We start from the raw sequence: 15261 nt of genomic DNA, 5'->3' as shown, positions 1-15261 counted from the left end.
GACCACCGCTAGGGTGCACCTCATGCCGAGCGAGATGGTCCGGGTCATCTACACGAAGTACGACGGATCAGCTCATCGTGACTACCCGGCCCGCCGCTTGGCCGAGGACGACCTCGGCATCTGGGTCGGCGTGACGCGCGGGACCCCGTCGGTCTACCACGGCCGGCCATCGGTGGAGCAGATCCCGTTCGTCCTGCTCATCCCGCATTACGCCTGGTGGACGGGCATGTTCAACCCGCCGCCGCGGACCAGCGAGGTCTACTGCGACATCACCACCCCGGCGCGCTGGGAAGGTGACACGGTCCACATCATCGACCTCGACCTGGACGCGGTCCGCCGCCGTGAGACCGGCGTCGTCGAGCTTCGCGACGAGGACGAGTTCGAGGAACACCGCCGGGCCTTCGGTTACCCGGAGGAGGTCGTGGTGAACGCGCAGGCCGCCGCCCGGCAGCTGATCACGGCGCTCGGCGACGGCACCGAGCCGTTCGCCACGCATCACCGCAAGCACCTCTCAGAGGTCACCCAGCAATAGCTTCTCCGGGTTCTGCTGGTTGAACAGGCCGGTGATCCGGCCCTCGTCGACCGCGACCGTGAGCACCGCGAGAAGCCGCTGACCGTCCGGCCGGCTGCCGCGCAGCAACATCGCCGCACCGCCGTTGACCAGCACCGGCTCGACCCGGATGTCGGCGATCCCGGCGAGCTTGTGCCCGAGCAGCCCGGCGTAGAAGCGGGCCACCTTGTCGGCGCCGCCCACCACGTTGATCGCGGTACGGACCAGGCCGCCACCGTCGCTGATCGCGACCACCTCGGGCGCCAGCACGGCGGCGAGCGCGACCACGTCACCGCTCTGCGCCGCGGCGAGGAACGCGTCGAGCGCCCGGCGCTGCTCGGCCAGCCCCGCGGTGTGCTTGATCCCGCCGTCGGCGACCGCACGGCGGCCACGGCTCGCGTGCTGCCGTGCCGCCGCCGGTGTGGTGTCCAGGACCGTCGCCACCTCGTCGAACGGCACCGCGAAAGCGTCGTGCAGGACGAACGCGACCCGCTGCTCGGGTGTCAGCCGTTCGAGTACCACGAGCAGGGCGACGCTCACCTGGTCGGCCAGCTCCGCCAGCTCGGCCGGGCCGGCGTCCGGATCCACGAAATAGGCGGGCAGCCACTGTCCGGGGTACGCGGCTCGGCGTACCCGGGCTGAATTGAGCTGGTCCAGGCAGATGCGCGCGGTGACCGTCGTGAGCCAGCCCCGGGGGTCTCTGATCTCTTCGGTCTGCTGCGCGTAGCGCAGCCAGGCCTCCTGTACGGCGTCCTCGGCTTCCGCGCGATTGCCGAGCATCCGGTACGCGACAGCGGTGAGGTAAGCGCGATGGGCCTCGAACTCAGCTGCGTCAGTCGTGTTCCCGGGCGAGATCGCGCGCGGCTTTCCGGTCGGCGGCGGCATAGGAGGAATTCTGCGCGAGATGACCGGCTCCCGGTATCACTTATGCCACAGTATAAAACACGCAAATCGTACGTATCGGATGGTGGACCGTGCAGGACGTGGCGACTATCGCGGGCAGCCTCGCCGGGCTCGCCGGTGCCGGCGGCGCGGCCGCGGTCGCCGTGCGCCGCAGGAACCGGCCCTGCCTCCCGGCCGGGCACGCGCTGCTCCGGGAAACCGACACCGACCCGCTCCCCGGCGTGCTGCGCCTCGGGCTGACCGGGATGACCGTGCCGGTGGTCCCCGGACCGCGCGGCGAACTCTTCCTCGGACCGGGCGCACCGCAGCCCGGGCGGACCCTGCGGCGCCTCGTGCTCGCGCCGCTGTTCAACCGGGCCAAGGCCGGCGCCGGCAAGCTCTACCGCGACCAGCGGGACCCGTTCCGGCTGGTCGTCGAGTTCGGCGGGCAGAGCCGGGACACCGAGACGCTGTTCCGTGCCTACCGGATGCTCGACCAGCAGCTGCGCGACCACGCCGGCCTGCTGAGCCGGTTCCGGGACGGCCTGCTGACGCCCAGCGTGGTGACCGTGACGGTCACCGGCATCGTCGACGTGCGCGAGTTACTCGCCGCACAGCGCGACCGGTATGCGTTCGCCGAGGGCACCTTCGACGACCTCGGCACCCGCTCCGCGCCGCCGTTGCTCGCGCCGATGATCAGCGAGCCGTGGAGCCGCCGGTTCGGCTGGGACGGCCGCGACACGATCACCGCCGAGGAGCGGCACCAGCTGCACGCGCTGGTCCGGGCCGCACACGAGGACCGCCGGATCGTACGGATCTCAGGCCTTCCCGAAGGCTCCCGCAAGGCCCGGGCGGCGATCTGGGCCGAACTCGGCGCCGCCGGAGTCGACGTCATCGCGGATACCGATCTGAGTGGACTCGCGAAGCATCTGCGCAGGCACCCGGCCAGCCCGGCGCCGCTGCCACACGTGCCGGTCCGGGCCGTACGCCGCCCGGCGCCCCGCCCTCACGTCACCGGGCGTCACGAGACCGTTTAGGACCGTGGCGAACGGGTCAACCAGCGTGGACCGATAGCATGCCCTGCGGAGATCCAACAAAAAGCCGTCGATAGAGGGTCCACGCCGTGAAGTTTTCATTCCGTCCCGTCGAGGGTGCGTTCTACGACCTCTTCACCAAGGCGGCGTACAACCTGGTCAAAGGCACCGAGTTGCTCAACGAGCTGGCGCTGCCGGGCGTTGACGTGCAATCGGTGTCGGACCGGCTCAGCGACGTGGAACACGACAGCGACTCGATCACCCACGAGCTCTACAAGAAGATCAACTCGACCTTCATCACGCCGTTCGACCGAGAGGACATCTACTCGCTGGGCTCACAGCTCGACGACGTGATGGACCACCTGGAGGCTGCCGGCAACCTGCTCTACCTCTACGGACTCACCGAGTTGCCGTCGCTGCCCCGCGAGATGCACGAGCTCGTGACGGTCCTCGACCAGCAGGCGAAAATCACCGCCGAGGCGATGCCGCGACTGCGCTCGATGAAGGGCCTCGAGGAGTACTGGATCGAGATCAATCGGCTGGAGAACGACGGCGACCGGGCGTACCGAATGTTGCTCGTCCGTCTTTTCTCCGGTGAATACGACGCTCTCACGGTGCTCAAGATGAAGGAGGTCGTGGACGAGCTCGAAGCCGCCTGCGACGCCTTCGAACACGTGGCGAACACCGTCGAGACCATCGCGGTCAAGGAGTCCTAGGCCTTGGACCCCCAGCTCATCGCCGTCGTGGCGGTGATCCTCGCCGCGATGGCGTTCGACTACACCAACGGCTTCCACGACGCCGCGAACGCGATCGCCACCAGTGTCAGCACCCGGGCGTTGACGCCCCGGGTCGCGCTCGCCATGGCCGCCGTCGGCAACTTCGTCGGCGCCCACCTCGGGACAGAGGTCGCCAAGACGGTCGGTGACGATCTCGTCAGCCTGCCGGTGGGCGTACCCAGCCTCGGCGTCGTCTTCGCCGGCGTGCTCGGCGCGATCACCTGGAACCTGATCACCTGGTACTTCGGGCTGCCGTCGAGCTCGTCACACGCCCTGTTCGGCGGGCTCGTCGGCGCCACCCTGCTCGCCTCGTTCGGCGGCGTCCAGTGGGGCAACATCGTCACCAAGGTGCTGGTGCCGATGGTCGTCTCCCCCATCGTCGGCCTGATCCTCGGCTTCATCATGATGGTCGCCATCATGTGGATCTTCCGCCGCGGACACCCCGGGAAACTGAACCGCGGCTTCCGGCTGGCGCAGACCTTCTCCGCCGCCGCGATGTCCGTCGGCCACGGCATGCAGGACGCCGCGAAGACGATGGGCATCGTGGTGCTGGCGCTGTACACCGGTGGATACCAGAGCTCCGCGACGCACATCCCCGAGTGGGTCTACTGGGCATCCGCCACGATGCTGGCCCTCGGCACGTACGCCGGCGGCTGGCGCATCATCCGCACCCTCGGCCGGAAAATCATCGACCTGGGCCCGGCGGAGGGCTTCGCCGCCGAGACGGTGGCCAGCACGGTCCTGTTCTTCAACGCCCAGGTCCTGCACGCCCCGATCTCGACAACCCACACGATCACCTCAGCCATCATGGGCGTCGGAGCGACGAAGCGCCTGAGCGCGGTCCGCTGGAACGTAGCCGGCAACATCGTCATCGCCTGGATCACCACATTCCCGGCGGCAGCCCTGATCGCCTGCCTGATCTACGTGGTGGTCCGCCCCCTCTTCTAAAGCCCGCCACCACCCGCCTGCCTGCTTGCTTGCACCGCCTGCACACCGCCACCCGCCCGCACCGCCACCCTTTGCCCAGCCGCTTCCTGCCTTGGCGCGCGTCTCGCCCTTGCACCCCTCTTGCCCTGCACCCGTCTTGCCCTCGCGCGTGTCCTGCCCTTACGCGCGTCCTGCTCTGCGCTGGCATCCGGCCGGTCCGATCGGTTCAATCCAGCGTCCGGCCGGACTCTCGCGAGGGCGAATCCAGGGCCCACCGTGTGCCCCGGTTCACGTGTCCTGAACACGAGCACACACAAGCCGCGGGCGACCGTGACGAAGTCGCACATAATGCGACCGTGTGCCCTCGTCTCGGCCCTGGCATGGATGAAGTCGCACCGAGTGATTGCGTGCGACCTCATCCACCCGAACCTCGCCGTGCGTGTGCTTCTGTCCACGCAAGCCCGTTCCGGACGCCGATCGCCGTGCACCCCCATCGGCCGGCCAGCGCTCGCGGCAGTTCTATGTCCGCTTTGCGGAGCCACAAGCACAAGCCGACCCGGCCCGGCCAGCGCCTACGGCAGCACTGCGCCCGCTTTATGGAGCCGGGAGCGCGAGCTGGTCGCTCGGAGACGAGGGGCGGGGAGGCGATTGGGGCGGGGCGTTGACCGATGGGCTCCAGCCGCGGGGTACGGGCTGCGGCTATGGGCTAGGACGACGGTAGGTGGAAGGTTGCCTGGCCGTCTGGGGTCAGCTTGATCTGGGGCTGGACCGGGGTTGCCGCGTTTCGGTGGGCTGATTCGGCGATCACGCCTGCTGGGGTTCCGCAGGCTGCCATCTGGGCGAGCGTGTGGCGGGTGGGTGGGAGCATCGGCAGGTCCGCTACTGCTGATGGGTCTACCCAGGCTGTTCGGTCGGCTTCGCCTGATACGTCGCGGGTTTCCTGGGATTCCGGCATCAGGGCGGCGAAGAACCAGGTGTCGAAACGGCGCGGTTCGAACTCCGGGGTGATCCAGCGGGACCAGGGCACCAGCAGGTCGTCCCGGAGGCGGAGGCCCCGGCGGTCCAGCAGTTCGGTCATCGAGAGTTCGCGGCGTTGCACCGCTGCCCGGTCGGCCTCCCAATCAGCACCGCCGGACGAGGTCAAGCCGTCCGCCGAGGACACCCCGTCTGCCGAGGGCGCCGGCGGAGGCGTGGGCACTGTGTGGTCTGGCTCGGAGATCGGGGCGGCCAGCAGGACGCCTGTCTCCTCGAACAGCTCTCTGGCCGCGGCTCCCACCACCGCATGAGCCTGCTCCTCCGGGACACCGAGCAGAGACGCCCAGTCGCCGCGGATTGTCGACGGGCGGTCGGACGGGTCCACAACACCGCCGGGAAACGCGTAGACGCCGCCGAAGACCATCGTTGTGCGGCGCCTCAGGACGTACACCTGGAAAGCCTCACCGGAAGGCCGGAGAAGGACCACCGTCGCCGCGGGGCGGGCCGCCGCGGGCGGGCCGGTGAACTCGCGCGCCCGCTTGAGCATGGCGGGTGGAAGGGAGTCGGTCACCGGTCGATCCTGCCACCGAGGGCGGTTCGGGCGATACGGTATCGATCATGAACGGACAGAAGGTGCGCTGGGGCATACTCGGCCCCGGCGGGATCGCCAGCACATTCGCCGCCGACCTGCCGCTGGTGGAGGGGGCCGAGCTGGCCGCCGTCGGGTCGCGTTCCCTGGCTACCGCGGAGGCGTTCGCGCAGCGGCACGGATTCGCGCGGGCGCACGGCTCCTATGCGGATCTCGCCGCCGACGACGGGGTCGACATCGTCTACGTCGCTACGCCGCACGCGTTCCACTTCGAGGGCGCGATGCTCTGCGTGGAGGCCGGCAAAGCGGTGCTGGTCGAGAAGCCGATCACGCTTGATCTGGCGTCCACGGCTCAGCTGATCCAGGCGGCGCGCGCCAAAGGGGTCTTCCTCATGGAGGCCATGTGGATGCGGTGCAACCCGGCCATTCGCAAGATCGCTGAGCTGGTCGAGGAGGGTGCGATCGGCTGGGTCAGCGCGATTCACGCCGACTTCGGGCTGCAGGGGCCGTTCGACGCCTCGCACCGGCTGCGTGATCCGGAGCTGGGTGGTGGGGCGCTGCTCGACCTGGGCGTCTACCCGATCCACCTGACGCACATGCTTCTCGGCAGCCCGGCCAAGGCGCACGCCTGGGCTCATCTGACGCCGGAACGGGTGGACGAGAACACCGGGGTGCTTCTTGGGTACGAGGCCGGAGCGGTGGCCGCGCTGACCTGCAGCATCAACGGCGAGAGCCGGAACGCGGCGTCGATCACCGGCACTGATGGGCGGATCGACCTGCCGCCGGGGTTCTTCATTCCGCGCAGTTTCGTGCTGAACCGGCCGGGCAAGGCGCCGGAGACGTTCGAGTTCCCGTTCGAAGGCAGCGGATACCAGTTCGAGGCGGCTGAGGCGCAGCGCTGCTTCCTGGCCGGGGAGGCGGAGAGTCCGCTGGTCAGCCACGAGGCGACGCTTGAGGTGATGGCTCTTCTCGACGCGTTGCGCGAGGAGATCGGCGTTTACTACTAGAAGTAAGCGTGAGGGAACGCCGGTGCCGCCGGCGGTGTGAGCCGGCGGCACGGGCGTCAGAGCCGGAAAATGACGGCGCTGACGGTAGCGCGTACCCAAAAAAGGGCTTAGCCGAAGCGACCGGTGATGTAGTCCTCGGTCTTCTTCTGCGTGGGGTTGCTGAAGATCTTCTGGGTGTCGTCGTACTCGATCAGGCGGCCCGGGTCGCCGGTCTTGTCGATCGAGAAGAAGCCGGTCTTGTCGCTGACGCGGGCGGCCTGCTGCATGTTGTGCGTCACGATGATGATCGTGAAGCGGTCCTTCAGCTTGAACATCAGGTCTTCGATCGCCAGCGTGGAGATCGGGTCGAGCGCGGAACACGGCTCGTCCATGAGGACGACCTGCGGCTCGACGGCGATCGTGCGGGCGATGCAGAGACGCTGCTGCTGACCACCGGAGAGGCCGGCGCCGGGACGGTCGAGGCGGTCCTTGACCTCGTCCCAGAGGTTCGCCGAACGCAGCGACTTCTCGGCCGCCTCGTCCAGGACGGCCTTCTTCTTGACGCCGTTCAGCTTGAGGCCGGCGACCGCGTTCTCGTAGATCGACATCGTCGGGAACGGGTTCGGCCGCTGGAAGACCATGCCGATCATGCGACGGACGGCCGTCACGTCGACGTCCGGGTCGTAGATGTTCTGGTCGTCGATGGTGAGCCGGCCCTCGATGCGGGCGTTCGGCAGCACCTCGTGCATGCGGTTGATGGACCGCAGGAACGTCGACTTGCCGCAGCCTGACGGGCCGATCAGGGCGGTGATCGTCTTCGGCTCGACGGCCATCGAGACGCTGTCGATCGCCTTGAACGAACCGTAGTAGGAGGAGACGTTGCTCGCCTCGATGCGCTTGGCCATTGGAGACATCCTTCTAACGGGACAGCTTGTTGCGACGGGCGAGCAGCTTGGCGGCGATGGTCAGGACCAGCACCAGCGCCACCAGGGTGAGCGCGGCTGTCCAGGCGCGAGCCGGTGCGTACCGGGAGGCGTCGCCCGCCTGCTGGTACACGAAGAGCGCGAGCGACTGCTGGTTACCGGCGAACGGGTCGAAGTTGATCGCGGCAGCACCACCGGCGACCAGCAGGACCGGGGCGGTCTCACCGGCGGCGCGGGCGATCGCCAGCATGACACCGGTCACGATGCCGGGCAGGGCGGTCGGGAGGACGACCTTCAGGATCGTCTTCCACTGGGGTACGCCGAGCGCGTACGAGCCCTCACGCAACGGACCCGGCACGAGGCGCAGCATCTCCTCGGTCGACCGGACGATCGTCGGCAGCATCAGCACGGTCAGCGCCAGTGAGGCCGCGAAGCCGGAGAACCGCGGGTTTCCGTCGTTGAACCACGGGCTGACGATCAGCACCCAGAACGACAGGATGAACAGACCGGCCACGATCGACGGGATACCCGTCATGACGTCGACGAAGAAGCGGACCGTACCGGCGAACCGGCCCCGGCCGTACTCGACCAGGTAGATCGCGCCGAGCACACCGAGCGGCACGGCGATCAGGGCGGCGATGCCGACCTGCTCCAGGGTGCCGACGATCGCGTGGTACGCGCCACCGCCCGGGTCCCGGGCGCTGATGTTGTTCATCGAGCTGCCGAAGAAGGTGCCGTCGAGTCGCTCGACGCCCTTCGACACCAGCGTCCAGACCACCGACGCGAGCGGCAGGATCGCCAGGATGCAGGCCGTGTAGATCAGCGACTGCATCGTGCGGTTCTTCGCCGCACGGCGGCCCTCGACCCGGCTGGCCGCGAAGTAGAGGCCCACCAGGTAGAAGACCACGGCGACCACGGCGACCAGCACCCAGTTGCCGACGCCGGTGCCGAGCACGATCACGGCCGACAGCACGATCGCCGCGAGTGCGACGCCGAGGTTGACGACCAGCGGGAGCTGCTTGGTCCGGATGTTGTCCGGCGTCATCGCGACGCCGGCTGCTTCACGCTCGAGGAGGCTCATGCGGCACTGTCCCGGAACTCGCGACGGCGGTAGATGATCGCCCGCGCCGTCATGTTGACCACCAGTGTGATCGCGAAGAGCACCAGACCGGAAGCGATCAGAGCGCCGCGGCCGGTGGAGTTGGCCTCGCCGAAGGTGTTCGCGATGTTGGCGGCAATCGAGTTGCCGCCGTTCTGGATCAGGTTGAACGAGATGTTGAACGTGATGCCGAGGGTCAGCGCCAGAGCGATCGTCTCACCGAGCGCGCGGCCGAGGCCGAGCATCACGGCGGCGATGACACCGGGCTTGCCGTACGGCACGACCGCGGTGCGGATCATCTCCCAGCGGGTGGCGCCGAGTGCGAGCGCCGCCTCCTCGTTCATCCCCGGGGTCTGCTGGAAGACCTCACGGGACAGCGAGGTGACGATCGGCAGCACCATGATCGCCAGCACCAGGCCGCCGAGCATGATCGACTGCCCGAACGGGCCCTCGCCGCCGAAGATCGGCAGCCAGCCGAAGTAGTGGTTGAGCCAGACCGAGAACTCCCGGACCGGCTGCTGGAGAACGTCACGACCCCAGAGGCCGAAGACCACACTGGGCACGGCCGCGAGCAGGTCGATCACGAAACCCAGCGGCGTGGCGAGCCGCTTGGGTGCGTAGTGCGACAGGAACAGCGCGATGGCCAGGGCGATCGGCACCGCGATGATGAGCGCGATGACCGAGCTCAACAGGGTGCCGAAGGCGAGCGCCGCGATACCGAAGACCGGCTCGGTGTCGTTCGGGAACCACGTCTTCTCGGTCAGGAAGTTCGCGGTGTTGTCCTGGAGGGCGGGAACCGCCTTGGAGACCAGGAAGACGGCGATGGCCACGATGATGACGAGCACCATCGAGCCGGCTGCCGTGGACAGGCCGCGAAAGCCTGTCTCCATCGAGAACCGGGTCTTCTTGGGAAGGGCGCCGCCGCCACCCAGCGGGGGCTCGAAACTGCTCGGTGACATGCCGGAGCCGGCGCCCTGAGCGTGACCGTTATTGGTCACGCCCAGGTCGCCGGCGGTGGCGTTCACCGAGCGGGAGGGGTTGTCACCCATCTGCGCGCTCGCTGTCGTCTCGGAGGGATTGACGAATCGATCAGGAGATCGCGGCGACCGAGGTCTCGACCTTGGCACGCAGCGCCTCGGGCAGCGGGGCGTAGCCCAGCTCAGCGAGCGCCGTCTGACCGGCGGTGCTGGAGGTGTACTTCAGGAAGGACTGGATTTCCTTGGCCTTCGGAGAGCCCTTGCTGCAGGCGATCTCGTAGGTCACCAGCACGATCGGGTACGCGCCCGGGGTGGTGGTGGCGTAGTCGAGGTCGAGGGCCAGGTCACCGTCGGTGCCCTTGACGGTCGCGTTCTCGAAGGTCTTGCCGGCCGACTCACCGGTCAGCTCGGTGTACTCGCCGGCGCCGTTCTTGATCTTCGCCTTCTGCAGGTCGCTGTTCTCAGCGAACGACAGCTCGACGTAGGAGATCGTGTTCGGGGTGCTCTTGACCTTGCTGGCCACACCGTCGGACTTCGCCGCGCCGGTGCCGCCCGGAGCCTTCCACGCCTTCGCGTTCGCGAACGACCAGTCGGCCTCAGCGGTCTTGCTCAGGAACTTGGTGAAGTTGTCGGTGGTGCCGGACTCGTCCGAGCGGTGAACCGTCTCGATGGTCGCGTCCGGGAGCTTCGCACTCGTGTTCTCCGCGGCGATGGCCGCGTCGTTCCACTTGGTGATGGTGCCGGCGAAGATCTTCGCGATGGTGGAGGACGACAGCTGGAGGCCGTCGACGCCGTCCACGTTGTAGACGACCGCGATCGGGCCGATGACCATCGGGAGGTTGAGCGCCTTGCCGTCGGGGCACTTGGCGTCCGCCTGCGGCTGCTCGTCCTCCTTCAGGGCCGAGTCAGAACCGGCGAAGTCGGCGGTGCCGGCGATGAACGCCTCGATGCCCGCGCCGGAACCGGTGCCCTGGTAGTCGACCTTCGAGTCGGAACACTGCGTCTGGTACGCCTTGATCCACTCGTCCATGGCGTTCTTCTGGGCCGTCGAGCCCTGCGCCGTCAGGCTGCCGCTGACGCAGCTGCTGGTGTCGGCAGACGCGGCACCGCTCGCCGTCGGCGCCTCGTTGTCCGAGCCGCACCCGGTGAGTGCGATCGTCGCAGTCAAAGCAATGCCGGCCACGAGTCCGGACCGCTGGAGCTTCACGGTTTTCCCTTCGGGTTATCTGCAGCCGGTCTCTCACCGGCCCACACCCGGAAAGTTAGGAGCGCGAAGTGACCGGTTAACCGGCCCCAAATGAACTGGGGGTGAACAGGTAAACCCCAGAAGGTAGCCATCCCCGGAGCGCCAGTTGTCCGTTAAGTGAACCGAGTACTCACTACCCGATATGTCGGATAAATACGGTCGACCGTGACCTTCGCGAGATCTCCCCTTGTCCGGGCCGTGACCGAAAAACAGCGCAGATCACTCACTGCAGACCATCACTCACCCAGCGTGCGCCTGTAACCCAGGCCACAACCCAAAACCCCTTTCTTGTACGCCTTTCCGTGGACCGCCAACCGCATCAACGGGGCCCAGCGGTTTCCCAGGCGCGACCCCACCGCAACCCACCCCCGCCAGCGGCGCCACCGGCACAACGTGCCCACTCACCGGCGGAGCAAGGCAGGCAGCAGCCCAAGCCCCCAGCCCAGGCCCGACCACCAACTGAACACAGCACCCACCCGGCCCAGCGGACAAAATCCCGAACCGGCGGGGCAGGACCCGAGCCGACGGGGCAGGGTCCCGAACCAGCGGGGTCGGCGTCAGGGCAGGCCAGGTCGGGGCAGGCGGGGTCGGGGCAGGCGGGGTCGACGGCAGTGCGAGCGTGGACAGTCGACGGCAGAGCCGAAGACCTTCGCGAGCCCACCAAGCGTGCGTGTCGAGTTGAGGTCCAATCCGCACCCAAATTCGACACGCACACCAGAAACCGGCCGCCCGTGTCGACTTCAGGTTCGATCCGCACCCAAATTCGACACACTGGCGCGCGACAGCCCCCGCCAAAGCCCAGGCAGCGCCACCCCGCGCACCGCCACCCGTGCACCGTCATCCGCGCACTGCCACCGGTGCACCGTCATCCGCGCACCGCCACCGGTGCACCGCCACCCGGCCAGCCGTACTTCAGCCACGCTATGGACCGGCCATTCCGTGATTGACCTACGGCTCGCAGCGCCGAGCCGTAGTCCAGGCACGGAATGCAGCCCTGATAACCCTGCTCAGCTACGGCTCGCAGGAAGCGCTTGCCCGCCGGGACCGTGGCCCGCGCCGCACCTGTGCGGGAGTGGCGCAACGGCCTGGAGTCGCGCCCGGCCGCCTGGCGATCAGAGCGGGACCGAGGCTCAGCGCAAGCCGCACTACGGCGTCGCACCAAGCAGGAGCCCGCGGCGCCGTCCCCAAACAGCGACCGCACAACTTGCCAAGATTGCGACGGGAACGCGAGCAGCGAGCAACAAACGACGGCTGCGCGCGCCAAACGAGCGCGCGGTTACCCACACCGAAGCGCGGCTACCCCGCACTGAACGAGGACGACTGCGCTACGCGCACCAAACGAGGACAACTGCGTTACGCACACCGAACGAGGGCGACTGCGTTACGCGTACCCAAGGGGGGTTTTAAGGGCGCTGGTAACTGATGTCGGTCTTGTGGACCTCGTAGCCCAGCCCGCGGTAAAGCTTGACCGCCCCCGCATTGGACTCGTCCACATAAAGGTTCGACACCGTCAACCCCTGGGCGGCCAAATGCCGCAGGCCGGCAACGCTCAAAGCCGCACCCAAGCCCCGACGATGCCCGGAAGGGTCGACGCCCAGAACATAAATCTCGCCCAGCGCCGGATCCTCCCCCGCCGCAGCGTGGACCTTGGTCCAGTGGAAGCCCAGCACCTTGTCGGTGATGTCGACCGCGAGCAGGAAGCCGGCCGGGTCGAACCATGGCTCTGCCTCGCGGGCGAGCAGGTCGTCGAGGGTCCAGCGGCCCTGTTCCGGGTGGTGGGCGAAAGCGCGCGCGTTGACGTCGAGCCAGGCCTGCTCGTCGTGGCCGGGGCTGAACGCCCGCAGGGTCACGCCGTCCGGCACCGGGATCGACGGCAGGGGCTGAAGCAGCGAGCGGCGCATCTGCCAAAGGACGCGGGCCCGCGAGAAGCCGTTACGCGCAGCGAACGCCACCGCGCCCGGATTGTCACCATGTGCCCAGAACGTCAGCGGGCCAGAGCCGGCAGCAGCGAGCAGGGCGGTGCCGTGGCCGGCGCGACGGAAGTCGGGATGGACGACCAGCTCGCCGGAAGAATCGGAAATATACGCATAACCCGCCACTCGCGAGCCGTCGAACGAAAGCAAGTGGCGACCAGCACCCCGAAGCCCGAGCACAGCATCCTCGGACAACGGATAAACACCATCCGACGCCGCCGCGGCATCAGCCAGGGCCAGGACGTCGGACACCGAAGACGCGGACAGCCGGTCCGCAGCGCGGACCGGCTGCACCATCGTCACCTCAGTCTTGATCAGACCGGCAGGGAAACCGGCTCGTTGTCCGGCAGCTGGCGGCCGTTCGGCGGGACCACGAACTTGTAGCCCACCTGGCGGACGGTGCCGATCATCGATTCGTACTCGGTCGTGAGCTTGGCGCGCAGGCGACGGACGTGCACGTCGACGGTACGAGTACCGCCGAAGTAGTCGTAGCCCCAGACCTCGCGCAGCAGCTGGTCGCGGGTGAAGACCCGGCCCGGGTGCTGGGCGAGGAACTTCAGCAGCTCGAACTCCTTGTACGTGAGGTCGAGCGGCCGGCCCTTGAGCTTCGCCGCGTAGGTGTCCGGGTCGATGTTGAGCTCGCCGGCCCGGATCGAGCCGCCGGCACCGGCCGTCGCGTTGTTGATCCGGCCGACGCAGAGCCGCAGACGGGCCTCCACCTCGGCGGGACCGGCGCTGGCCAGGATGACGTCGTCGACACCCCAGTCGGCGTTGAGCGCGATCAGCCCGGCCTCGGTGACGACCGCGATCAGCGGTACACCGATGCCGGTGGCGTGCAGCATGCGACAAGTCGCACGTGCCTCGGAGAGTTCGGAGCGCGCGTCGACGAGCACGGCATCGGGACTGGGCCCGGAAACCAGGGTGCGGACGTCACGCGGTGCGGTACGTACTGAATGAGGCAGAAGGTCCAGGGCGGGCAGTACGGCTGAAGGCTCACCGGCACGTGCCGTCACCAGCAGAAGGATCTCCACACTCACCTCCGTCCTCGCGGCACTCGAAAAGGCCGCTCGGGTGACCCGGTCTGCGCAGCTCAGAGCTCCGCCACCGGAGAGACTGGGCCCGGCGTCACCGACGGGTGGGTTGCGATTACCTTAACCGATGGAGCACTCCCGACATCCAGGTCAAGCCTGCAAGTGATGTAGAGAACGCTAACAAGGTGACTGAACGGCCGATTCGTAACCAGCCTTTTACCTGACTCTAAAGAGCAGATTGGGACCGCGGTCACGGGTCTGGCACGATCGGCCTCGTGTTCCCCTCCATGCCGCAGGACGATGCCTGGGATGCCGAAACCTCCCAGAAGGTCGCACGCAACCCAGGCCGGCCCAAGCCCGGGTTCTACGGCGCTGTGCCCGACGAGGAGGGTGAACAGCCTCCGGGCGAGTCGGAGGAGGACGACGAATTCGAGGAGATCGAGGTCGTCCCGGTCCGGCCGCGTCTCTCGATCGCGATCGCCGGCTTCGCCGGTCTTCTCGCGATCGCCCTTGTGCTGGGTTCGGTGACCTCCGGTCCGGATGCCCGTCTTTCGTACGCGATCGTGCTCTTCGGTGTTCAACTGCTCGGGGTGCTGGCCTGGACGATGGCATTGCAGCCACCTGCCGCGGTGGCGACGGCGGCGGTCGCCGCGGTGGCCGCGCTGATCGCCGATTATCTGGCGGTCACCGGTGAGACCCCGGCGCTGATGCCGATTCTGTACGTGGGCGCGGCCGGCACCGCGGTGGCACTGGTCTGCCAGGTGTTCAAGGCGGACGACAGGCACCGGATCAGCGACTCGTACCGCTCGACTTCGATGATCGTGTTCGGCGCGGTGGCGTACGCGACCCTGATCATCCTGACCCGCCAGCCGATCGGCACCCAGGCGATCCTGGTCTGCTGCACCGGCGCGGGCCTGGCCCTGCTGGTGTCCCGGCTGACCGACGCGATCTTCCCGAAACCGCGGATCGCGGCGCAGGTGCCGCGCGGCGCGACCGGCATCGTGCTGGGCGCGATGGTCGGCACGCTCGCGGCCGCCATGCTCGGCAGTTACCTGGTGCTGCCGTTCACCCCGGCGAAAGGCGCGGTCCTCGGCCTGGTCGCGGCGGTCGCGGCGATCCTGGTGGATCTCGCGGTGAACTTCAGCGAGGCGGGACGCCGGTTGGCCGGTGACGCGCCGACGTTCTGGCTGGCCCGGCACATGCAGGGCCCGCTCGGCGGTTTCGCGCTGATGTCGGTGGCGGCGTACGCGCTGGTTCACCTTTACCTCTCCTGACTCATCCGTTTCGGTGAAC

The 15261-nt window shown here is 68.1% G+C and carries 14 protein-coding genes; 6 read left to right on the top strand and 8 right to left on the bottom strand.

Annotated elements, in window-relative coordinates; all coding sequences use genetic code 11:
• The first annotated feature begins 22 nt into the window (after positions 1-22).
• Positions 23-532: a DUF402 domain-containing protein gene (locus tag B0I29_RS15930; RefSeq protein WP_111649947.1), complete on the top strand. Its 510-nt coding sequence runs from the start codon at positions 23-25 to the stop codon at positions 530-532.
• Here B0I29_RS15930 and sigJ read toward each other — a convergent pair.
• The gene (sigJ, locus tag B0I29_RS15925; protein WP_111649772.1) at positions 512-1435 is read right to left on the bottom strand and encodes an RNA polymerase sigma factor SigJ; all 924 of its coding nucleotides are present in this window, start codon (positions 1433-1435) and stop codon (positions 512-514) included. The two genes, B0I29_RS15930 and sigJ, sit on opposite strands and share 21 nt — an antisense overlap.
• 98 nt (positions 1436-1533) lie before the next feature.
• Here sigJ and B0I29_RS15920 point away from each other — a divergent pair, with 98 nt between their 5' ends.
• The 3 genes from B0I29_RS15920 to B0I29_RS15910 all read left to right on the top strand — a co-directional run bounded on the left by B0I29_RS15920 (position 1534) and on the right by B0I29_RS15910 (position 4190).
• Entirely contained in the window at positions 1534-2469 is a 936-nt protein-coding gene (locus B0I29_RS15920) for a PI-PLC domain-containing protein (RefSeq protein WP_245972548.1), read from the top strand.
• Positions 2470-2555: 86 nt separating this feature from the next.
• Entirely contained in the window at positions 2556-3182 is a 627-nt protein-coding gene (locus B0I29_RS15915) for a DUF47 domain-containing protein (RefSeq protein ID WP_111649770.1), read from the top strand.
• Between the two features lie 3 nt (positions 3183-3185).
• The gene (locus B0I29_RS15910) at positions 3186-4190 is read left to right on the top strand and encodes an inorganic phosphate transporter (protein WP_111649769.1); all 1005 of its coding nucleotides are present in this window, start codon (positions 3186-3188) and stop codon (positions 4188-4190) included.
• Between the two features lie 685 nt (positions 4191-4875).
• On the opposite strand, the gene B0I29_RS15905 is transcribed toward B0I29_RS15910, so the two are convergent.
• Positions 4876-5691 carry an NUDIX hydrolase gene (locus B0I29_RS15905; RefSeq protein ID WP_111649768.1) on the bottom strand — a complete coding sequence of 272 codons (816 nt, stop codon included), beginning with the start codon at positions 5689-5691 and terminating at the stop codon, positions 4876-4878.
• Positions 5692-5762: 71 nt separating this feature from the next.
• On the opposite strand from B0I29_RS15905, the gene B0I29_RS15900 reads away from it, so the two are divergent.
• Entirely contained in the window at positions 5763-6740 is a 978-nt protein-coding gene (locus tag B0I29_RS15900; RefSeq protein WP_111649767.1) for a Gfo/Idh/MocA family protein, read from the top strand.
• Between the two features lie 107 nt (positions 6741-6847).
• On the opposite strand, the gene pstB is transcribed toward B0I29_RS15900, so the two are convergent.
• The 6 genes from pstB to B0I29_RS15870 all read right to left on the bottom strand — a co-directional run bounded on the left by pstB (position 6848) and on the right by B0I29_RS15870 (position 13968).
• Entirely contained in the window at positions 6848-7624 is a 777-nt protein-coding gene (gene pstB / locus B0I29_RS15895) for a phosphate ABC transporter ATP-binding protein PstB (protein ID WP_111649766.1), read from the bottom strand.
• Between the two features lie 13 nt (positions 7625-7637).
• Complete coding sequence (gene pstA, locus B0I29_RS15890) at positions 7638-8723, bottom strand: phosphate ABC transporter permease PstA (protein WP_111649765.1); 1086 nt, start codon at positions 8721-8723, stop codon at positions 7638-7640.
• Entirely contained in the window at positions 8720-9790 is a 1071-nt protein-coding gene (gene pstC, locus B0I29_RS15885) for a phosphate ABC transporter permease subunit PstC (protein WP_111649764.1), read from the bottom strand. Before pstC ends, pstA begins: the two co-directional genes overlap by 4 nt.
• Before the next feature lie 40 nt (positions 9791-9830).
• A complete protein-coding gene (gene pstS, locus B0I29_RS15880; protein ID WP_111649763.1) occupies positions 9831-10925 on the bottom strand; it encodes a phosphate ABC transporter substrate-binding protein PstS in 1095 nt (364 codons plus the stop codon).
• Positions 10926-12367: 1442 nt separating this feature from the next.
• A complete protein-coding gene (gene mshD / locus B0I29_RS15875; RefSeq protein ID WP_111649946.1) occupies positions 12368-13234 on the bottom strand; it encodes a mycothiol synthase in 867 nt (288 codons plus the stop codon).
• Positions 13235-13251: 17 nt separating this feature from the next.
• Complete coding sequence (locus B0I29_RS15870; protein WP_111649945.1) at positions 13252-13968, bottom strand: winged helix-turn-helix transcriptional regulator; 717 nt, start codon at positions 13966-13968, stop codon at positions 13252-13254.
• 275 nt (positions 13969-14243) lie between these two features.
• On the opposite strand from B0I29_RS15870, the gene B0I29_RS15865 reads away from it, so the two are divergent.
• Positions 14244-15242: a hypothetical protein gene (locus tag B0I29_RS15865; RefSeq protein ID WP_245972546.1), complete on the top strand. Its 999-nt coding sequence runs from the start codon at positions 14244-14246 to the stop codon at positions 15240-15242.
• Positions 15243-15261 lie beyond the last annotated feature (19 nt).

It is taken from the genome of Actinoplanes lutulentus (genome assembly GCF_003259845.1).
Lineage (GTDB): Bacteria > Actinomycetota > Actinomycetes > Mycobacteriales > Micromonosporaceae > Actinoplanes > Actinoplanes lutulentus.
Note: the sequence above shows the minus strand (reverse complement) of the source record. Positions and strands in the feature narration are given on the sequence as shown.